At 60.2% G+C, this 19,551-nt stretch carries 18 protein-coding genes; 4 read left to right on the top strand and 14 right to left on the bottom strand.

The window, feature by feature from the left end:
• Positions 1–145: 145 nt before the first annotated feature.
• The 7 genes from AAF358_02310 to AAF358_02280 form a co-directional block, all read right to left on the bottom strand.
• Positions 146–1,024: a hypothetical protein gene (locus tag AAF358_02310; GenBank protein MEM7704352.1), complete on the bottom strand. Its 879-nt coding sequence runs from the start codon at positions 1,022–1,024 to the stop codon at positions 146–148.
• 33 nt (positions 1,025–1,057) lie between these two features.
• Positions 1,058–1,618: an HPP family protein gene (locus AAF358_02305; protein ID MEM7704351.1), complete on the bottom strand. Its 561-nt coding sequence runs from the start codon at positions 1,616–1,618 to the stop codon at positions 1,058–1,060.
• 54 nt (positions 1,619–1,672) lie between these two features.
• Positions 1,673–3,067 (bottom strand): amidohydrolase family protein, encoded by a 1,395-nt coding sequence (locus tag AAF358_02300; protein MEM7704350.1) that lies wholly within the window; start codon positions 3,065–3,067, stop codon positions 1,673–1,675.
• Positions 3,068–3,135: 68 nt separating this feature from the next.
• Positions 3,136–3,891 carry a helix-turn-helix domain-containing protein gene (locus AAF358_02295; GenBank protein ID MEM7704349.1) on the bottom strand — a complete coding sequence of 252 codons (756 nt, stop codon included), beginning with the start codon at positions 3,889–3,891 and terminating at the stop codon, positions 3,136–3,138.
• A gap of 157 nt (positions 3,892–4,048) precedes the next feature.
• Positions 4,049–4,909, bottom strand: a complete 861-nt coding sequence (locus AAF358_02290) for an alpha/beta fold hydrolase (GenBank protein MEM7704348.1) — start codon at positions 4,907–4,909, stop codon at positions 4,049–4,051.
• A 75-nt stretch (positions 4,910–4,984) separates the two neighbouring features.
• Entirely contained in the window at positions 4,985–5,980 is a 996-nt protein-coding gene (locus tag AAF358_02285) for a VOC family protein (protein MEM7704347.1), read from the bottom strand.
• A 71-nt stretch (positions 5,981–6,051) separates the two neighbouring features.
• Complete coding sequence (locus AAF358_02280) at positions 6,052–7,554, bottom strand: NAD(P)/FAD-dependent oxidoreductase (GenBank protein ID MEM7704346.1); 1,503 nt, start codon at positions 7,552–7,554, stop codon at positions 6,052–6,054.
• 81 nt (positions 7,555–7,635) lie between these two features.
• Between AAF358_02280 and AAF358_02275 the strand changes: the two genes are divergently transcribed.
• Positions 7,636–8,886, top strand: a complete 1,251-nt coding sequence (locus AAF358_02275) for a hypothetical protein (GenBank protein MEM7704345.1) — start codon at positions 7,636–7,638, stop codon at positions 8,884–8,886.
• Positions 8,887–8,915: 29 nt separating this feature from the next.
• Here the strand turns inward: AAF358_02275 and AAF358_02270 are convergent, their stop codons facing one another.
• Both AAF358_02270 and AAF358_02265 read right to left on the bottom strand, forming a co-directional pair.
• Positions 8,916–9,227: a DUF1330 domain-containing protein gene (locus AAF358_02270; protein ID MEM7704344.1), complete on the bottom strand. Its 312-nt coding sequence runs from the start codon at positions 9,225–9,227 to the stop codon at positions 8,916–8,918.
• Positions 9,224–9,625, bottom strand: coding sequence for a cytochrome c family protein (locus AAF358_02265; GenBank protein ID MEM7704343.1), 402 nt, complete (start codon positions 9,623–9,625; stop codon positions 9,224–9,226). Before AAF358_02265 ends, AAF358_02270 begins: the two co-directional genes overlap by 4 nt.
• A 238-nt stretch (positions 9,626–9,863) precedes the next feature.
• On the opposite strand from AAF358_02265, the gene AAF358_02260 reads away from it, so the two are divergent.
• On the top strand, positions 9,864–10,568 hold the full coding sequence (locus AAF358_02260; GenBank protein MEM7704342.1) for a chromophore lyase CpcT/CpeT: 705 nt from the start codon (positions 9,864–9,866) through the stop codon (positions 10,566–10,568).
• Here AAF358_02260 and AAF358_02255 read toward each other — a convergent pair.
• The 4 genes from AAF358_02255 to AAF358_02240 form a co-directional block, all read right to left on the bottom strand.
• The gene (locus AAF358_02255; GenBank protein MEM7704341.1) at positions 10,555–11,586 is read right to left on the bottom strand and encodes a chromophore lyase CpcT/CpeT; all 1,032 of its coding nucleotides are present in this window, start codon (positions 11,584–11,586) and stop codon (positions 10,555–10,557) included. The two genes, AAF358_02260 and AAF358_02255, sit on opposite strands and share 14 nt — an antisense overlap.
• An 18-nt stretch (positions 11,587–11,604) precedes the next feature.
• Complete coding sequence (locus AAF358_02250) at positions 11,605–13,062, bottom strand: NAD(P)/FAD-dependent oxidoreductase (protein ID MEM7704340.1); 1,458 nt, start codon at positions 13,060–13,062, stop codon at positions 11,605–11,607.
• A 182-nt stretch (positions 13,063–13,244) separates the two neighbouring features.
• The gene (locus tag AAF358_02245) at positions 13,245–14,003 is read right to left on the bottom strand and encodes a DUF2189 domain-containing protein (protein ID MEM7704339.1); all 759 of its coding nucleotides are present in this window, start codon (positions 14,001–14,003) and stop codon (positions 13,245–13,247) included.
• A gap of 79 nt (positions 14,004–14,082) precedes the next feature.
• A complete protein-coding gene (locus AAF358_02240) occupies positions 14,083–15,633 on the bottom strand; it encodes a choice-of-anchor Q domain-containing protein (GenBank protein ID MEM7704338.1) in 1,551 nt (516 codons plus the stop codon).
• A 248-nt stretch (positions 15,634–15,881) separates the two neighbouring features.
• On the opposite strand from AAF358_02240, the gene AAF358_02235 reads away from it, so the two are divergent.
• Together AAF358_02235 and AAF358_02230 are read left to right on the top strand one after the other, a co-directional pair.
• On the top strand, positions 15,882–16,478 hold the full coding sequence (locus AAF358_02235; protein ID MEM7704337.1) for a flavodoxin family protein: 597 nt from the start codon (positions 15,882–15,884) through the stop codon (positions 16,476–16,478).
• 85 nt (positions 16,479–16,563) lie between these two features.
• Entirely contained in the window at positions 16,564–18,843 is a 2,280-nt protein-coding gene (locus tag AAF358_02230) for a hypothetical protein (protein ID MEM7704336.1), read from the top strand.
• A 66-nt stretch (positions 18,844–18,909) separates the two neighbouring features.
• Here AAF358_02230 and AAF358_02225 read toward each other — a convergent pair whose 3' ends face one another.
• Positions 18,910–19,464, bottom strand: a complete 555-nt coding sequence (locus AAF358_02225; protein MEM7704335.1) for a hypothetical protein — start codon at positions 19,462–19,464, stop codon at positions 18,910–18,912.
• Positions 19,465–19,551: the final 87 nt, after the last annotated feature.

The raw sequence follows: 19,551 nt of genomic DNA, 5'->3' as shown, positions 1-19,551 counted from the left end.
CTGTTAAATTTTCTTTTCGTACCGGGCGTTAGTCACACACGCTAATTGATTCTGACTAAAAGTAAAGCAGGACAAATTACAAATACCTGGTCAGCCTGCTGCCGGTGATTTTGGGGTTATGTTGAGGTCCGGAGTTGCTCTCTGGCTAAGGCTCAAAACCGTGCGCATAGATCACGTCGGACGGCGACATGATCACCTGCACGCCGTCGAACGTCTCGCCTTCGGCAAAGGGGCCGAGCGTCAGCGGAGCAACCGACAGGGTTTCCAGAAACTGTCCGTTCGCGCCCAGGGTTATCGGGTCACCCCCGGCCTCCACCAGGACCTTGAACTGGCCGTTGACGGGATTGCTGAAGGTCGTGGCGTTGGTGCTGGTTTGAATGATCACAAAACCCACCGGCTCACCGCTGCCGTCGAGAGTAACCGAGCCCGTGACGTTGGCAGCCTGCGACCGGGGAAAACAGTCGTCGGTCACCTGACATTCGGGAAACGGTGGCGCTGGGCCGCGGTCCTGCAGTTCGATTCGGTATGAGCGGTCTTCACCCCGGGCGCCGAAACAGTCTCGGACCACAATATAAACGCTGCTGGCGACCGCGCCGGTGCGTCCCACCAGATTGATTGGCGCAACGGGTGATCCGACCGGAGGAGGGGGACGGGTGCCGCAGGGATTGCGCTCGATCAGGGGCACGTTGACGCAACCTAGGGTGGGCAGCGGCACAAGACAGTAATCTCCGGCGTCAAACACCCGCACGTTCAGCGTCAGCTCCGGAAGATTACGGCCCGGCGGAACGAGTTCCTCGATTTCAATGATGTTAGGTTCGCCCTGAAATACGTCGAGGACATACCAGTCCTGATCAACGCTGGAATGAAACCAGTGGATCTGTTCGACACCATCAAGCAGGCTGGTGAACTCACCGTGGAAAGGCCCGCGGTCGCGCTCAAAAGGGTCGAGCGGGATGCCCCGGCCAGCGTTCGCCGAAAGGGTGACCGCCACCAGCAACAGTACGAGCAGTCTTGCCTGACTCATCCCCTGAGTGTAGCGGAAGGTCAGTGGTCGGCGCTAAAGCAGGTTTTTCATGTTGCTCTTGCCGCACTCCTTAATGAGCGCAATGGCGACAATGCCCGCAAAAACCACACCGACAGTAAGGCCGTTCCAATCATTGAGGGCATAGCCCAAGGCGAGCGCTGCCGCGGGCGGGTGTTCGGTATCGGTGATCACCATCAAAAAGATTGCGCTGCCCGTAGCCAGCGCGGCGAGCACGAGGCCGGCAGATGGGAGGGTGGCAAAAGAACCAGCACCGAGCAGCGAGAACGTGCAGCCCGTGAGCGTTCCCATCAGATATCCGCCGAGAAGATAGCGGGGTCTGGATGCCTCCACGTGCGGCATCGTGAACGCAATAAACGAACTGGCGCCAAGGGACGCAACTAGTACGGTTTGCGTCACCGAATCCAGCGCGAGAAGCACGGCAAAAATGGTGACCGTCGCGAGCATGCACTGCGCGGCGTAAAACGACGCGTTCGTCTGAAAATTTGGGTCCAGCAGACGCCACGCTGGCCGTTTCAGCGACCGAAGCGGCTTTTGATCACCTGCCGGCTGTATGAATGTTGATTGCCTGCCCATTGTTACGGCCTTTCGGCCGCAACGGTCGGAACTTAAGTGAAGCAAGGGCTGAGTTCACGGTTCGGCTTCGAAAACCACCCGCCCTTTTGCGACGACCATCGCGATCTGTTTGGTGTTGCTGATGGAAACCTGGGGATCAGCGGTCAGCAGTACGAGGTCCGCCTTCTGGTCCACGTTGATACTGCCCATCTCCTGCTCAAGCCCGAAAAATTTTGCTGGCTCCAGCGTTGCCGCGCCGAGCGCCTGAAGCGGTGTCAGACCGGACTCAACCAGCAGTTCGAGCTCCCGATGCAGGCTATAGCCTGGGACGGCAAAGCCGATCGGGGTGTCGGTGCCGGCTGCAAAGGGGACACCTCGACGAAACATCTCACCGGTGAGAAACAGGCTGAAGCGAGCACCACGCAGATCGCGCTCCCGCGGATTGGCAAGCTGCCTCTCGCCAAACTCTCGCCACTGGCTCTGAACGGGCTCGGGTACCAGGCTGAGGGCGCTCTCCCAGTCCGGGCGGGTATAGGGTGGTGAGAGACCGTAGGCGTTCAGCCGGAGGGTCGGGCCCTGAAGCGTTCCTCGCAGCGCCGCCATCGTTTCCTCGCACCGCTGCGGATCATAGTTGGCGATTGCCGGCAGAATCTGCTTTTCGCGAACGGCCGAGCGAAGGTCAAAGCCGCTCATGGTCTGGTCCCGCTCGGCGAAACGCTGCCGCTGTTCGAGCAGCGCTTCGGCATCGGCGGCACAGTCCAGCTCGATGTTTCGCAGGTGCTGAATGCCGTCGACCATCGGCCCCGCGTCGCGCGCCAGCATCACCAGCGGCACATGAGACTCGATGGGCATGCCCAGATCTCTTGCCGCATCCACCAACGCTTGAAACACCTCGGGCGAGACCAGTTCGTAGATTTTGATGAAGTCTGCCCCAGCGCGTTTGAGCACTGCCACCGTTTGCCTGGCATCATCGGTAGATCCGATCGCCGTTCCTAGCAGCTCACGGCCGACGCCGTCATAGACAACCCGTGTTCCGTCAAGCAGCGGGCCCGAGAAAAAAACTCTTGGCGCCCGGGCGTCCACGGCGCGCATGCCTTCGACGACGGGCAGCAGTTTTTCCAGCGTCCCGCCGGTATCTCTGACGCTGGTGATGCCGTAACGCAGAAAAAGCTCCGGCATGGCGGCCGTCAGTTCATCGAGGTAGGTCAGATGGACGTGAAAGTCCCACAGTCCGGGAATCAGGTAGCGCCCGGTGCCGTCGATGATCCGGCTGGCGTTGGGCGGCGGTGCGGACGTTGGCTGTACCGCTACGATAAGGTCATCGCGAAACACCACGGTTTGTGCGTCGCGTCTGCCGTGAACCGCGTCGATCACCGTAACGTTGGTAATCGCTAGTGCAGTGGGATCCTCTGTTGGTGTTGTGCAGCTAGCCAGAGTCCAGAGCAGCAGCAACGCTACCAGCCGTTTCATCACCGGGATGCCCTCACCCAATTTGAGAGGCTTGGGTTAGGCGTCACGTCAGCCAGCACAGGCGCCAATCAGCGTGGATTGCGGAGCGCGAAATGAGGTTTTACGCCGAATTGTCGAGTGAGTCGTTTCAGCGTCTGCCGATGTTGTCTTTGCTTTTCTCGGATTCGCTCGCTGGGCCCGACAACCCCAATGACCAAGATATCCTCCGACAGCATGCCTTTAACCGGCATGCAAACCGCGCCAATCCCCTGGATAAACAGATCCATGATCGCGACGGTTCCGCGCTCCTGGAGCTCGGTTCTCACCGTCTCGAGCATCTCGAGATTCCCCGCTTCGGGACGATAGATTTGCAGAAAGTTATCCAGCCGTTCGCCGGCTAAGGCCGACAGCGCGGTCAGGCCGGTAAGGGAGTCAACGGCAGGCATCAGCAGGCCTTCGCGAACGCTGACCCCAACCGGGTGCCGACACTCCAGGCCGTGAACAATTTTGACCTGGTCTCCGGTCAGCCGGCTGAGGTTGATCGTCTCCCGAGTCTCTTCGTTCAGCCGGTTGATCATGTCGAGCATTCGACTGTCGCGTTCCAGGTATTCGCGGACCCACTCGATCTTCGCCACCAGGTTTCGAGAGGGTGTGTACGTCCAGTCCTCAGCGTTGTAGTTGGCATAGCCGAGGTCGTGCATGCTTTTCAGGAGGGCGTGAGCGCTGGTGAGGGGGTAGTCCAATTCTCGAGCAATCTCTTTGGCGGCAAGCGGAGCCCGATGGCGGTCGAAAAGTTCCAGGATTTCAAAAACGCGACGAACGGATTTGATGGTCTTATCTGACATGAAACGCTCAGCGTGGATCGGTCGCTGCATCATAGCGGGATTTGGCGCGGCGAATGTACTGACGGGAAAGGGGCAGCTCCGTAGATCGCTAACACTCGCGGGACACTGATGGCTGTCACTGAGGCGGCCGTCGCAAACTTTGTTCTTTTTCGGATCACTATGACGACTGAACCGTTCCGTGCGTCGGTCCGTCACTTGCCGTAGCGAGAGCTTGTTCGATAAATCCCGCGAGCTCCCCGGCACAAGACTGCAGGAATCCGTGTCCCCAGTTGGGCCGATCGACGAAGGTTCCGTTCCTCAAAAGCGGCAGAGTGCGCGGCGTCAGTTCATAAAGGTCATCTCCGGGATTGAGTAAGGTGATCGGGTGAGTGAGCCTGCTGATCACGTCGGAAAATCGCTCGTTATAGTCAAAAACCGCCTGGGATCCCCAGCTGTTTCGACTGCCCCAGCGGATCATTTCCGCGAACGACTGGGCCAACATCTCGAGATCCGTCCCCTCGCCGCGGTTTTGCTGCAGCATCGCCCACAGTCGGGCAAAACGGCGACCCTCGTGGTCAAGCGCTACGGGCCTCATGGCACCTCGGATTTTCTGCACCTCCGAGGGCGCCAGCGCGGCAGCCGACGACAGGACCAGCCGGCCGACGTGTTCCGGGCGCTGCCACGTGACCTCGGCGGCGAGTTTTGCGCCTGCATGAATGCCGAACAGGTCGACAAATCCCGTTTGCTGAAGCATCTGGAGCTGATCAACGACCTGCCAGATGCTGCGCGCATAGTCTGAGGCTGAAATAGGCTCCGGTGGCGGATCGGACTCGCCGTGACCGGGGAAGTCGGGTGCGATCACCAGCCGCTGCCGGCTGACCGCTTCGATCAGCGCGGAAAAGTTTCGGCCTGACTGAGGAAACATATGAAGCAGGACCAGGGGTGGTTCACTGGGGTTCTCTGGTGACGCCAGCCTGAGGTGGATTTGGCCATAGTCGCCGTCGACAAACATTCGCCGGGTGCGCTTTGCTTTTGCCATATGCTTAACGGTCATTCCCGAAAACCCGTGGTTGTGACTTCCGTTGATCCTTCATCTCGGCAGTCGGCCTCGATTTCAGCGCTCAAAAAACTCAAGCGGGAAACCCTCACTGTCCTCGACAACCGCTGTTCGACCTGTCGGCAGGCCCGGGCTGTTGTGCTGACCTGGTGGCGAGGAAATCGTCAGGCCGAGCGCTTCAGCACGACGGACCACCTCGTCCAGGTCTGACGTTTCGAAGCTCCACATCACCAGCCCACGGTTTGGTGGCGCCGTGGGCGCCGCAGGCTTTCGCGCGATGTCAAAATGATCCATCAAAATCAGGTAGCCGGTTGCAGCACCCGGCGCAAACGCTTGGATAAAGCGTTCCTGCGTACCTTCGGGAAGCAGCAGGCCCGAACGTTCGCCGATGGTGAACACCGCATCCCGGCGAATCTCAAAACCCATGACCTCCTGCAGCACCTCAATCAATCTGTCTGGGTTGGCCACGCACCGCGCAGAGTAAGCCGGGCCACCGAGCCCGGTTGCCGGATCAATTGGACCAACCGGCACAAACTGCTCGGGGCGCCTGACGCCGAGCAGCAGAACGTTTTCCGGGGCTTTATAGAGAATCTCTGCCGAAATATAGGTCTGTCCGTCGGGGCTGGCGAACTCCATCTCTTTGACGCCGATGGTCGATGACACGTCGAGTTGCTGCATGGACTGTTCGTGCGCCAGCAGGTCCCGCATCGGAAAACTCAGCGTGACAGCGCCGAGGTCTCGACCGCTGTGATCCCGCCTCACCTGGGCCTGCTGCGGCTCAACCGACAGGAGCCGCACCTGAACATTCTCGCCTTCGCCGGTCTTCCGAAAAATCGTCGCGCCCCACGCATCTTCGGACGAAAAGCCCAGGTGACCAGTGGCAGCATTCGGGTGGGAGCTGCCTCGAGGTAACGACTCAACCGGGCTGAGGCCAAAACCCTCCACGAGGATTTGCGCCACCCGGTCCGGCTCAGCGGTGACATAGGTCACCGTATGTAGCTGCCTGACGAGCGGGTCTTCACCGCTGGTCTTTGGGACAAAAATATCTTCCATGGCGAGGGATCCTCTTAGGGCAAGGCGGGTCGGTTCAGGGCGGTGCTGCTCACGATTGAGTGACTCATGACTTAGCCCAGCCTGCCCAGGACTTCAAAAGCCGCACGCTCGCCGGACTCCATGGCGCCCTCCATACCGCGATTCATGACGGCCGTATGCTCGCCGGCAAAATGTACTCGCTGCCACGGTTCACGCATCACTTTGGACAGCCGCGTGATCTGACCGGGCTTCCAGTAGGCGTAGGCGCCCCCAAAAAAGGGTGAACGATTCCAAGATAGGACCTTGAGGAGTTTGAGCTTGCCTCGGGTGCTCGGTCGTATCCGAGCCAGCTCCTCCACAATCATTTGTGCCGCGCGTTGCGGCTCAAACCGATCCAGATACCGCGCCATCTCGCCGTTGACAAACGACAGGCAGCTGGTGATGCGGTCGGGCTGTTCCGGGTCGTTCTGCAGCGCCATGAACCGTCCCGGCAGCCGGTCGGTCCACATACTGGGCGGCTGCCCGTCTTCTTCCCAGTAAGGGCTGGTCGGCAGGAAGTGGGCTTGAAAAACCGGCGTGTAGCCGAGTTCCCGCACAGCCTCCGCCTGTCCGCCTTCCAGGTAAGGCGCAATGTGGATATGGCGAAGGGCGCTGAACGGTACCGTGCAAATGCAGAGCTTGGCGCGGTAAGTTTGACCTCCAAGGGTCGAGACCGAAATACCCGTGCTGTCGGATTCGATGGCGCGCACGTGCTGACCGAACAGCGGCGGCGCCTTAAGGCCTGTTGCCATCGCTTCCGGGATCCGCTGGTTGCCGCCAACCGCCGCCTGCGGCCCGCCGGCCCGCTCCCGACCGGTGTACAGCGTGCGCACCATATTGCTGGACTGGTAGCCCATCAGGGCCGAGAGATCGTGCGTGCTGCTGCCGTAACTCATATTGGTCCCGGCAGCCAGCTTGATGGCCTGCGGCTTGATGCCGCGCTGAGTCATCAGCTGGTAAACCGAGATGTCGTGTTTCGCATACTGGCCACTCTGCCATGCGGCGAGATCACCTTTCGGCAATGGGTTATGTGGAGCGCCATAAAGCGAGAACTGAAAGACGTGCAGCGGCGTTTTGCGAAGTTCCGGCTGCGAAAACGGATTCGACGCGTGCTCAGGCCATTGATCTGGCAGGATCGACTGCCCGCCGACATAGTACATAAGCTTGCCGCGGCGGCCTTCGGTTCGCGGGCGCGCCGCCTGCATGCCCACCTTATACTTCTCAGCTGCGTAGAGCAGCCGAGCGTACTGAGAGCCGATGCCGCTGCCGCCAAGCTCCGGGTAACCCGGCACCTCGTCCGCTGAAGCGGTGTGCACCCGGCCGCCAATCCGGTTTGTGCCCTCGAGAATTTGAACCCGGAAACCTGCTTCCTCAAGGATGAGCGCTGCGTTTAGGCCGGCAAGGCCGGCACCGAGTATTAATACGTCGCTGCCTTTGGGCTGTGCTAGCGTGTGGTGTATCGGCAGCAGTGCCGCGCCAGCCAGGCCGGCCAGTGAGCGAATGGTCCGTCTTCGAGACCAGTTTGCGAGATTACGGTCGCCAAAATCGTGTGCCATCGGGTCTTTTCGCCTGCCGCGGTGATATTTATATGTTCATGTATCATAAACATATATGTCTCGATATGGCAGTCAATGATCATGAGAATTCAAACGGTGTTCCTGCCCGCGCTCTTTCTGTACGCCTCTGTTTGTGCAGCGTTCGCGTGCTCAGAAGGCGTTACAACCGATTGCCTGCTTGAGGCGGCGCATGACGCGTTGCCCTCGATCGAGTCCAGAGCAGACTGGGTGGATGCGGCGCTGGAGCTTGCTCGGGCCGAGGCCGCGGTCGGCAGGAAGCGAGAGGCGATGACCCTGTTGCTCAAAGCGGTGGCACGCGCCGGCGGTGAACCCGATCCAAAATCCCGCGCCAGCCAGCTGACCGCTGGCGCCGAAGCGTTGGCGCTGCAGCAAGCTGAGGGTCTCGCCGCTGACGTATTCAGCGCCGCAGAAAGGGCGCTGGAGCAGATTCCAGCGGGCGACAAACGGTCGGATCTGCTCGGCAGGTTGCTTGCGGCAAGGGCCATCATGGAGGGAGTCCCGTCGGTCTTGTCGGCGGCCCTCGCGATGCCAGAAGAAACCGAAACACAGTCTTCCTACCGTGCGCGAACCCTCGAAGAGCTGGCCACACTTCGTGCACAAGAGGATTTTGCTGCGGCCACGGCGATTGTCGGGGGTATAAGCAGCGGGCTCAGGTACTACCAGGCGGTCGGTTATGCACACAGCGCTGCGGAGGCCGCCGGGCATGCGGGCGAGGACGAGCTCTTGGCGGCGCTGGCCGCCGCGTCGGACGCCGCCCGCAGCCTGTCTGAGGGCTACTTTGTCGCCGGGGCGCTGCGCGAAGCGGCTGTGGTGATGGATACGCTGAAGCAAAGCGACCGCGCGGACCGGCTATTTTCCGAGGCGGTGGCGGCTGCTCGCGAGGCCGGTTCATTGCAGCAGCAGGCGCGCGCCATCAGTCGGATCGCCTCTGAAATGGCCGATATCAAACGCCACACCGCCGCTAGAGCGCTGCTGCCAGAAGCGTCAAAAATTGCTCAGCAAGAGCCTTCGGAACAGCTGCGGCTGTGGTCTTACTACGAGATTTGTGGAAGCGCGGCGTTCGCCGGTGACTTTCAGCTGGCGAATACAGTCCTTAGCGAGATTCCCAGCGACATTGTTTTGTTCGGGCGACCCCTCTATGCCGCGGCGCAGCGTGACATGGTCTTTGGTTTGACGCGGCACCGAAGGTTAGAAGAGGGGTTGGCGATGGCGGCTCGGATCGGGCCAGCGCGGGAGCGCGTGCAGGCGTTGTCGCGGATGATCGGCTTGCTCGTCGACCCGGGCCAGCCAGCCTTACCGCGCTACCTCTAGCCGAGGGAAATCTGGGTTGGCTGGTGTGCTTAGGCCGGGGTGTCGACCAGCAGCACTTCGACATCGACCAGGCCCTCTCGAAGCTTCTTGACCTCGGCATACTCGTCCGACTCCCAAAACGCCTTGGCCGTTGCTCGATCGGGCCATTTTGATATGGCGATAGAGGTGTAACCTTCCAGCGTGCCCTCAAGAAGCTCAGCGCCGGGGCCCAGCACCAGGTATTCTCCCCCAAACTGTTTCACCAGCGCCGCCGCTGCAGCGCCATACCCGGCCTTAAAGCCATCGCGGTCGTGAATTTTGGCAGCAATAATCATGTAGGCGGGCATGGCGCTATCGCTCAAGGATTAGTCTGGCTTCTAAGATAGCTCAGCAGCGCAACTCGGTCACCCTCAGCGGCGACGCCGGCGAACGCCATGATGGTGCCGGGCACCTTGGTGGACGGCATCGTGATGAACGCGTCCAGTTCGTCGACATCCCAAACGATGCCTGTCGCTTTCATGGCCTCGGAGTAGTTGAACCCCTCCGCTGAACCCGCCTTGCGGCCAAAAAGCCCGTGCAGGTTGGGCCCGACCCGGTGAGCCTCACCGGCCCCAAGCGAATGACAGGCCTGGCACTGCAGAAACAGAATCTTTCCGCGTTTCAGCGTCGCCGGATCACGGGTCAAACTGCCTTCCGCTTCCGCGCCTGTTTGGCTCAGCGCGGTGCCCGAAACGACCAGCATGGCTGCGGCTGAAATCAATGTCTTTGCCATCCGAAGGCATGTCGCAAGGTGGGTAACGCGACCCGTCGGTGCGGCGTTGCTGGGGGGCGCTTGATGCGTTTCGCGAGCTTTTACGGGCATGATTCAATCCGTTATGGCGGCGGCAGGACGATAAATTCAGAAAGAAAGGTAACACATATGAGCGTATAATATGCTCAAATGTGAATGACGCGTCTTTCAGCGGTAGGGCTGAAAGCTTACCTGGAGTTGTCTTGCGATGTCTAAATCCGTTTCCTGCGCGACCTTTCTTCTCCTCCTGTCCTCTCTTGTTATCTCGGTTTTTGAGAATCCGGCTCGGGCCCAGGGCGGTGACGTTGCGTCGACGGTGCTTGAGTGGTGGCCCGGCGACTACAATAACGACAACCAGATCGGCCGGCTTGTTGCGGCCGGCAAGCCTGTGTGGCGAGCCGACGGTAGCGGCAAGCCGGGTCACATCGAGGTCACCTCGCATTATCGACACGTGGATCTGCCCGCCTTCGGCGACGCGGTGTTGTACGTCGAGGAGACCAAGCATGGCGACCCCAACGCGATGTTCAGACAGCGCATCTATACGCTTGGTGCCGATCCGGCGACGGATCAGGTGACGGTCAAGCTCTGGTACTTCAAAGATAAGGAGCGTTATGTCGGTGCCTGGAAAGACTTGAGTCTGTTGTCCGACCTCCTTCCTGAGGACATGTCACCGCTCCCGGATAACTGCGATCTAACGATTCGTCCTCAGGGAGAAAAACTGCACATGACGATGCCGCCCAAGGCCTGCGTGTTTGGTGAGCGATACTTCGACTATCAGGTGCTGTTAGGTCCCGATACTTTCTGGTTTCGCGACCGAATCGTCAACGCGGAGACGGACGAGGTCATGGAGGCGGCCGGCGATTTCACGTATCACGAGCTGGATGCGGTAGAGGTGTCGGCTACAGCTCATTGATCGGCTCGCGGAAGTCATAGCCGCGTCGATGGCAGTGGGCGCCGATACCCTGGGTGTTGAAACCTAATCGTCGAGAGTTCACGTCGTGGACGGTATAAACCAGCGAGCGCGGAGCACCCTTCTCCCGAAAGGAAAAGTAGATGAAGTCCGGGCGCTCGTCGTAGTACGGATATTGTTTATCGCGCAGTAGGGCGGCGAACACTTTGCCGTCTGATTCGCGGGTAACCTCAAAAGTCCCACCCTGGCTCATGAGGCGAAGGTCCTCGACCGTTTGGCTGCTGCCGTCTTCGGATCGGAACGTGACCTGGCAGACAAACTCGTTGGCGCGTCGCATCTGCGTGTAGGCGCCTCGTCTGCTGCCCGCCGCGTGGGCGTCGTTGGCCAGGTAGTACGACCCGTCCTCGCGCCAGTAGTGATCCTCCGAAAGCACTAGGTTGTGGATTGAGTAGCGGCGCTTTTCGCCTTCGCCAAACACACATTTTTTGGGCGCCATCGCGCCGTGAAACTGGGCGCCGACACGTCGCCAATGCACGGTACAGTCGCTGCTCGGGTCGATGTCGTTCATGAATCTCACGTCTTCCGCGGTCAGGTCAGCCAGCTTGCTGGGCTCCCGAGCCGCACCAACCAGCGCTTGGGCATTACTAAAAAACCCTTGCCGCATTTCGATCGTCGCGGACCCTCCGCTGGCGCTGAAGGTCACCAGCCGCTGGCGAAACACCTTGGCCGGATCGTTATCGCGATACTCCTCGACGTAAAAGACGTGTTCGCCAAGCGTAGGCATGTCGATCCGCCGATGGATGGTATGGACCCGAATCTCCCGTTCATCCTCCGGGACCGCCGCGCGCGGGTCGTTTTCAAACCAGCGCTGCTCCTCGTTGTCGAATTCCCCGGCGAACCATTCGGTCAAAATCTTAAGGTCGCGCGCGTGGCGATTGACGTTGTCGTCCGCGATGCTGCCCTGAGCCAGTAGCAGCAGGGCGGCACCCACCGCGGCATGCCGGCCTGATTTTCTGGTCATTCGTCGGCCTCCAAAACGTCAGGCGGCGCTGAGCACGCTGATGGCGGCCCGTTCCCCTGACTCAAACGCACCTTCCATGCCGCGTTCCAGCAGCGCGGTGTGCTCACCACAGAATTCGATATTGCCGTGGGCATCCCGCATGTGAGCGGCATATTGGGTCACCTGCCCGGGTCGCCAGAAGACCCAGTCGCCGGCACCGTGCACGTCGCGATGACAGGACTGCACCAGCACCGGCTCGAGGGCGCCTTTAATCGAGGGGCGGGCTTCGATCAGTTTGGCGGTGGTGTAGTCCATCGCCTGCTGATCGGTCATGAAGTTGTACTTGTAGGCCTCATTGCCGTTGATAAACGCAATCGCTGAGGATGGAGCGCCATTTTCGCCGCGGGTCAGTACGGCAAAGCGTTCGAACGCGCCATCGCTCCAGATGTTGGGCGGCAGGCCGTCGTCCTCCCAGAAGTTGCGTTTCAGCAGGTAGTGAACCTGGATCGAAATGCCGTAGTCGATTTCGTCGATGGCGGCTTCCATCCGGGCGGACAGGCGGGGAAGAAACTTGACGCTTTTCATCACCGGATAGGGCATTGAGCAGACAACCTTGCGCGAACGATAACGAGTACCGTCGCCACAATGGGTGATCACCTCCGATCCGCGATCTTCGAAGGCATACACCGTCTTGCCGGTGAGAACACCATTTTCCAGGCTCTGAGCCATGGCGTAAGGGAGCCGTGAGTTGCCGCCTTTGATCTGCAGCGTAAGCGGGCTGCCGGTCCCGGCGCTTGAGACGCGACGGTTGAACTCACCCACGGCGTAGCGTCGCAGTTCGTGAAGCGCGGACGTATTGTCGAGATGATCGGTGTGGACCACCGTGTTCATCAGCCTGATGGTTTCGTCGCTGTAGCCCAGGTATTGCTTCAGGTATTGGCTTTGGGGGATGTCGTATTTAGCAAATTCCGGCCGAATCCACGCGTCCAGAGGCTGACCGGAGAGCGGGTTATCCCGATGGGAAAGCTCGAACAGATACCGGCTCGGGAGCAGCTCCCGATCCTTGCCCGTCATCGGGTTGAGCTCATGCCCCGACCAGTCTTCGCTGCGAATATTCTGACCGTTGATGCGGAAGTACCACTTCGACCCGGCGCCTAGCCGATCGGGATCGATCAGCTCCAGGTTCATCTTCTTGGCCGCCTGAATCATTCTGGCGTAGTTGCCGCCGATCAGTTCGCCAGCCGCTTCGGGCTTACCAGGGATATCCATCAGCGTGTAGACGCGCCCACCAATCCGGTTTCTTCCCTCAAGCGTCTGAACGGTCAGGCCGTTTTCTTCCAGTAGCGTGGCGGCGTGCAGCCCCGAGAGACCGGCGCCGACCACAACCACGTCGTAGGTGGGAATGGCCTTGCCGAAGGCCGGCAGCACCGGGGTCAGGGCCATGCCCACGGCGCCGCCGATGAGCTGACGGCGTTTAGCAGATTTGGGTGCGGTCATGGGCAAACTCCAGATAAATCAGTCAATCGAGAAACATATATACGCATAGATTATACGGCAATGTGCATGGTCTCAACCGGGGTTTCGGCCCATTTTCGTCGACGATTGCCGCGGTTAGGCCGTTACAGCGGCCCTCGGGTCGCTCGATTGCCGAACTTTCTAACCATGCTCCTCTGATTCCGCTAAGGCAACCGCTCCCAGCCGGAGGCATCCAGCGTTTCCCGATAGGCGTGCCAGGCGGCGTAGGCGAGCCACGGCATGATGACCACCAGCCCCAGATAGGCCGTGGCGAAACCGAGCCCGGTGAGGACGGCAATGATCGCCGCCCACTGAAAGCAGACCCACTTATTTCGCAGCGCGGCGTTGATGCTCGATACGCATGCGGTGACCATGTCGGTGTTTCGATCGGCGATCATGGGCAGGGAAAAGGCGGCGCTGGCAAAGGTGAGCGCGGCAAAAATGGAGCCGATGGCGCTGCCCACGGCAAGGAACTGGATCAGCACCGCAGTCTGTCCAGATTCGATCGGAAAGAACGCGTTGAGCATCATGCCGGCCCGCGACCAGACCAACAGAATGACAAACTGGATCAATGCAAAAACCCCGGCCTGCCCCAGCACCCGCCGAGCCAGCAGGAACGACTCTGACAGTCTTGGCCTGCGGTCCTCTTCAAGCCGTCGGCTGACGCAGTAGAGACCGACGGCGATCAGCGGAGCTACGTAGACAAAACCGGACAGCAGGACCGCCAGCAGCGCGAAGCTGCCCAGGTACCAGGCGAGCACCGATACCGCGACGCTGACCAAGAGGATAACCACACCAAACAGCAACGAAAGGCCTAGAGCCCTTCGCCAGTCGTCCCAGCCGAGGCGGAGCCAGCGCCAAGGAGCCTCGCTGGTGAGATCAGCGCAGGGAACGACAAACGGCTTGCCGATGGTTTCCGCCATTCGAACCTCTCGGGTCCCAAGGTGCAGGCCCTGGAGAATGACACAGTGTTCCCGGCAAGGCGACCAGCCGGACCTGCTCTTAGAGATTCACCGTCACGGTGCTGCCCAGCGGTCTGACTGACTCAAATCCATCGCGAAAGAGGTCGTTGGACTCAACGGCGCCCGCGCTGCACGGGTTCTGTCTGGGCTGAAATCGTTGATCGACGGCAACCGCATCGCAGGTTGGTCCGAGACCGGCCTCCCGTGCCAGGCTGGCGGCGGTTAGCTCATGCGTGGGGGCGGCGCCGGGATTGCTTCGAAGGGGCGTAATGCCCAGCTCTGAGGGTGTCATGCTCGCCTGGTCGGACGGCTGGTTGAGCTCACAGGTGCTTCCAGGACCTTCGAGATTTCCACCCAAACTGGTTACATTGTCCGCACTGTTAATGCTGCACTCGCCGTTGATCAGCGTGTTGGCGAACGTTGCCTGCAGATCGTCGCTCGAACCGGTGACTCGAATGCTGTTGCCACGATCCGCGAGGTTGCCTGTCAGGGTCACGTGTTCCAGGCTGGCCGCCGCGCTGAAGTTATAGATGGCGCCGCCGTCATCGATCGCTTCGTTCCCGCTGAAGGTCGTGTTGGTGATGTTGATCGTTCCGCCGGTGAGATAGATTCCGCCGCCGTCGTCCTCAGCCGTGTTGTTCGAGATGGTGCTGTGAGCGATTTCGAGCAGGTCATCATCGTCGACAAACGAGATCATGCCTCCGTCCGAAGCGGCGTTATTGTTGAACCAGCTGTTGTGAATTGTGACGGTCTTGCTGTGCCCGGTGCCGGTCACGCCGATAACCCCACCCGCGCCGCCCAGCGTTCGGTTGTCTGTAGCCTCCACCCCGTCCAGCATCAGGCTACGAGCCAGGAATAGGATCGCGCCGCCGCCGGAACCCTCGCCCGTGTTGTCGATAAGGCTCACCTGCTCCAGCACGGTGTCGGCATCCGACCCGCTCAGGTAGAGCGCTGCGCCGCGCAGCAATGCCGTATTGCCGCTGAACAGCGTGTTTCGGACGCTGACATTGGCATTGGCAAAAATCCCCGCGCCGTTGTCTGCGCGGTTGTCGACAAACGCGCAGTCGGCAATGTCGAGCGTGGCGGTGCCGCGAGCGTAAAGCGCGCCGCCCAGTCCCTGACTCGAATTGCCGATAAATACCACGTCGCGCAGCGTCAGGCTGCCGTCGTCTATCTGCACGGCGCCGGCGTTGAGTGTGCCGTTGGTAGCCAGCGACGTGTCGGCGTTCTGAATGCGTAGCTGGCTCAGCGTCACCTGTGCTCCGTCTCGAATGTCCATGATTCGCCCGAGCATTTGCCCATCCAGCGTTGCTGGACCCGTGATCGTCATATCCGTTGAGATATCCAGATCGCCGGTTTCCAGCGTGTCGTTGCCCACCAAATCGATGAGATAGGTGCCGGGCGGTACGTTGATGTCGTCGGAGGCGACCGTCGTGTTGGCGTCCGTAATCGCCTCGCGAAGTGAGCAGTCGCCCACGGCGCAGCCATCCGGAAGCGGGTCGTCCGTGCGTGTGACGTTGAAGGTGGCCCCGAGGGTTGCCGTCGTGAAAATCAGCCCCGCCGCCAGGGCGCTAAGCAGCTTGCCGGACATGGTTTCTCCCATCGCATATTGATCGTGCTGCCAACAAATGCGAGCCTGCGTGTGCCTGATTCCTGCTGCGCAAATGCTCGCTCTCTTTAGGTCCAACGAGTTTGCAGCGCCCATCGCACAGTCGTTTTGGCGGGAACCGGGTTATGCCTTGTGTCTTGGGCACAGCGCTATGCGACTCTCGGTTTTCCACGGTTTCCCGCGCCCCAGCAATTCTGCATGCTGGATGCCTTGGCAAAGGAGTTGCTGATATGAGAGTGGTCACCATTAACGGCTCTTACCGCAAGGACGGCGTGACCGATCAGGTGCTGCGCGAAATCACCCGTGAACTCGAGGACGAAGGCGCCTGCGTTGAATCCGTGGTCCTGCGAGATGAGCCGATCGAGTTCTGTCTGAACTGCCGCGAGTGCACCCAGCGCGAAGGATGCAGTCCGGGCGCCTGTGTGCTCGGTGACGGTATGGCCGAGATCATCGAAAAAATCGAAAGAGCCAACGCGGTCGTACTTGCGTCTCCCACCAATATGGGAACCGTGACGGCGCTGTTTAAGCGGTTTATGGAGCGGCTGACCGTATATGCCTACTGGCCCTGGGGCGCACGCGGGCCGATTTACCGCAAAGCCAGGAGCCGACAGAAGCCGGCGGTGATCATCGCCTCATCGTCAGCGCCCGTCTGGCTGGCTCGGCCGGCGTTCAGTTCGCTACGCCAGCTAAGATGGTCTGCTAAAGCGATCGGCGCCAAGCCGGTAGCCAGCGTCTGTCTCGGCATGGTCGCCGATAAGCCGAGCCCCTCCCTGAGTCAGCGTGATTGGCGCAAGGTGAAGATGAGCGTTCAAAAACTGCTTCACTAACCGTCTGCAGTACGGCCGCTGCATCGGCCGTTCCCCTAGCTCCCAGCTCCGATACACCCGCTATACTGACGGCAGGGAGCTCCATATGATTCAAAGTAAAGGTTTTTTCCCGGCGATTTGGGGACGCTGGGCTGTTCTGACCCTCCTGAGTCTGTCGACATCGGTGGTTTCAGCACAATCTCAGTCGCTCTGGTCACAGCGTAGCGGCTCCTGCCTGCTCGCCCTGAACTATCCCGCCCAGAGTACGTTTCGGGTTGAGCGATTCGGGCGGCTCTTCGTGCAAACGGTCAACGTTGAAAGCGCTGATGACTTTGTGGTGCCCGCTGGCCAAATCTGGAACGTAAGCGCCGCGAGAGGCTCCGGAAACGCTGACGTCATCGGAACCTCCATGTGGGTCAGAGTCTATCGGGAGCAGGATAACCTTCCCGAGTCAGACCCCGTTTGCAGCCACGTTGGTACTGCGATTGAGATTGTTGTCGACCGCCCAGAAATCGCCAACGGCTACTTTCAGGTCGACCTGCCAGAGGGTAGCTGCATGCTCGCCGAGGGCCGCTACTGGATGTCGATCAGCCAGCGTCAGCAGGTCAATATCCCCGGTACCTGCCCTACGCCGGAAAGCTGCCCGATCTGGGCAATCCGCCAGTTCATCGGCACGCCGCCGCCCGCCGCGGATCGCGATTGGGCGATCCGAGATACGCTCGGCAACATCTCCGGGATCGCCTGCGAAGACTTTGGCCCCGCCAGTACCTGCCGCGGAGAGGCTACCGGCAGCAATCTGTGTTTTGAAGTGGTTGGCGAAGATCTTGAGAATCTGCCGCCCTTGGTTTCTGGCGCACTCCCGGTGCACACACTGCCGGTGGACGACTCGGCCACGCTGGACCTGGCGCCGCTGTTTTCCGACGACGGGCTTTCGCCGTTGACCTACACCGCGCCCGACCTGCCGCCGCACTTTTCTATCGACCCAAATACCGGTGAGATGACAGGTTCTCCGCCGCCGAGCGTCAACGGGCAAGATGCCTATTTTGAGGTCTTTGCCGATGACGGACTGACGGAGCCCGGCCCGCCTGCCATCATATCGCTGCAGTATTTTGACCCGGACGCACTTAGGATTGGTGAGCAGTTCCAGGGTGAGGTGGTGGTGCGCTGCAGCACTGACCGGGATTCGGGACCGACCATTGAGAGCGAGCTGGATTTCGCTGTGACTGGGTCGTGTAGCCCGACTGGGGACGCACAGTGTCCTGCAGTTGATCCCGAACGACGGGTCAGCAACGCGCTGGTCGCGGCAAAGCTCAGGCATCCGTCTATTCGTGAATTGACGCTGACCGTTACGGCGCCGACCGACGTGTCTGCAGTACTGGCAAATGGCCTTTCCTCTAACGGCGAGGTCACTTTTGACGGCTGCCCGGAGCCCGATCTGAACGCCGTATTTGCAGACACCTTTGTCTGGCCTTCCGAGCAGCGCTGCGATGTAGGCAAAGGGCTCGTCGGCTACGTCGAGCCGCTGCAGAGTCTCGCCCGTTTTCGCAACGGCCCGACGGTTGGGGACAAGCCGTGGAAACTGGATGTGGCGAATGTGGGTGCCGACGATCTAGAGCTCGACTACTGGTGTGTTGCGCTGCAGCTCAACGACTCCGAGCTGCCGGTGTTTCCGCTCGCGGACCTCCCAGGGTCAGCCACGATCTCCGAACAGTTTGAACCGATCACCGAGCCTTTCGAACTGGAGGGCGAGCTGCGCGGTGAGAGTGACGTAGACTGGTTCCTGATCGATCAGAACGAGTTCAAGGTTCTGCAAATTTCCTGGAAAGAGCTTTCGGTGAGCGTGACGCCGGCTCCGGAGCTCGCGCTCCGCGTGTCGCGTTATTTTGAAAATAAGTTTGCCGGCTTTCCTCCGACACAGATATCTCTGGGGAACTGCGTTCCCGGTGAAACCGTAACGCTTCCCAGGCGGAACGGATCATCTGATTTTCTGCGCATTCAAGGGTGCCCTGGTCATGCTGAAGGCAGCTATCAGGTTTCTCTCACTCCTGGTGGTAACCGAAGTCGCGCGCCCCAGGAGGTAGGGGTTTTTACCGGCGATGTTATTGATGCTGTTACCGAGGAACCGTTGTCAGGTGTGTTCTTGTTTGCGCCGTCCGGCATCTTTTCGGTATCGAATGCAGATGGCGATTTTGTCGGCGCTAACCTGAACTCTTCAGATGAGGTACTTGAAGCCTACAAGTTGGGTTATGAGCCGGGCATTTCAGACGCCTTTGAGGTGATACCGAACCAGCAGACCAACGTCCCCACCATCTTTCTTATGCCGCAGAACCAGCAGGCGATCGTCAACGACGTCATCTTTTTGGGAGGCAATTTCGAGAGCCCCTAAACCCCAGCTCTGCCAAAAAGCAGGCGGCCCGCAACCCACAGGCCGCCCGAACAGGGCCCTCCCGCCCTATTGGTCGCTGGGTGGGTTCTGGAAGCGGCAAACGCCGGTATAGGAAACAGCCGCGTCGCCGTTGGCGTCTCGCGTGCCATCACCAGAGATGTTCAGCCGGCACTGGATTCGCGGTCCGGCGATAGGAAATTCCAATCGTACGCGTCCTTCGGTCAACCCGGTTTGCAGGTCGACGTCAAAGCGGTAGCTGTTGTCGACAATCAGCACGGGCTCTGAACCCAGGACGGTTCCGGAGAACACCTGATGCCCGGTGTTCACCAGCGTTCCGGCGGCGAAGTCGAATTCTGACACCGGGTGGTAAAGGACCCGGCCCTGCAGGTCACCGTCCAACTCGATAATGTCGGTGCTGCGCTGGATAAAACCCGTATCGGTCGGCGCCTGGGAGTGTACCTGCGCCGTCGAGAACAGGTGCACGCCAACACCCGTGACGTCAACGCACTGCACCAGATTGCTGTCGCAACCCTGTTCCCAGAAAAAGGGCGGGCGGGGTTCGGCGCTTGCTGTGGCGCAAGCGGTGAGGGTGATCAGGCCGAGCAGTAATGAGTTTTGCATGTCGATGTCTCCAGTCAAAAGCGAAGTTGCTTGGGGCCTAGGTTTGCTCCGGGGGGGCGCTGGAGCAATCGACACCAGCGGCCATGA

The sequence above is a fragment of the Pseudomonadota bacterium genome (assembly GCA_039033415.1).
Lineage (GTDB): Bacteria > Pseudomonadota > Gammaproteobacteria > Xanthomonadales > SZUA-38 > JANQOZ01.
The sequence above is the reverse complement of the archived record's forward strand: the minus strand, read 5'-3'. Positions and strand labels throughout refer to the sequence as shown.

Bases quoted from the DNA above. Each gene is read 5' to 3' on its own strand.
- AAF358_02310 (MEM7704352.1), bottom strand. From the start codon at position 1,024: ATGAGTCAGGCAAGACTGCTCGTACTGTTGCTGGTGGCGGTCACCCTT.
- AAF358_02305 (MEM7704351.1), bottom strand. From the start codon at position 1,618: ATGGGCAGGCAATCAACATTCATACAGCCGGCAGGTGATCAAAAGCCG.
- AAF358_02300 (MEM7704350.1), bottom strand. From the start codon at position 3,067: ATGAAACGGCTGGTAGCGTTGCTGCTGCTCTGGACTCTGGCTAGCTGC.
- AAF358_02295 (MEM7704349.1), bottom strand. From the start codon at position 3,891: ATGTCAGATAAGACCATCAAATCCGTTCGTCGCGTTTTTGAAATCCTG.
- AAF358_02290 (MEM7704348.1), bottom strand. From the start codon at position 4,909: ATGGCAAAAGCAAAGCGCACCCGGCGAATGTTTGTCGACGGCGACTAT.
- AAF358_02285 (MEM7704347.1), bottom strand. From the start codon at position 5,980: ATGGAAGATATTTTTGTCCCAAAGACCAGCGGTGAAGACCCGCTCGTC.
- AAF358_02280 (MEM7704346.1), bottom strand. From the start codon at position 7,554: ATGGCACACGATTTTGGCGACCGTAATCTCGCAAACTGGTCTCGAAGA.
- AAF358_02275 (MEM7704345.1), top strand. From the start codon at position 7,636: ATGAGAATTCAAACGGTGTTCCTGCCCGCGCTCTTTCTGTACGCCTCT.
- AAF358_02260 (MEM7704342.1), top strand. From the start codon at position 9,864: ATGTCTAAATCCGTTTCCTGCGCGACCTTTCTTCTCCTCCTGTCCTCT.
- AAF358_02255 (MEM7704341.1), bottom strand. From the start codon at position 11,586: ATGACCAGAAAATCAGGCCGGCATGCCGCGGTGGGTGCCGCCCTGCTG.
- AAF358_02250 (MEM7704340.1), bottom strand. From the start codon at position 13,062: ATGACCGCACCCAAATCTGCTAAACGCCGTCAGCTCATCGGCGGCGCC.
- AAF358_02245 (MEM7704339.1), bottom strand. From the start codon at position 14,003: ATGGCGGAAACCATCGGCAAGCCGTTTGTCGTTCCCTGCGCTGATCTC.
- AAF358_02240 (MEM7704338.1), bottom strand. From the start codon at position 15,633: ATGTCCGGCAAGCTGCTTAGCGCCCTGGCGGCGGGGCTGATTTTCACG.
- AAF358_02235 (MEM7704337.1), top strand. From the start codon at position 15,882: ATGAGAGTGGTCACCATTAACGGCTCTTACCGCAAGGACGGCGTGACC.
- AAF358_02230 (MEM7704336.1), top strand. From the start codon at position 16,564: ATGATTCAAAGTAAAGGTTTTTTCCCGGCGATTTGGGGACGCTGGGCT.
- AAF358_02225 (MEM7704335.1), bottom strand. From the start codon at position 19,464: ATGCAAAACTCATTACTGCTCGGCCTGATCACCCTCACCGCTTGCGCC.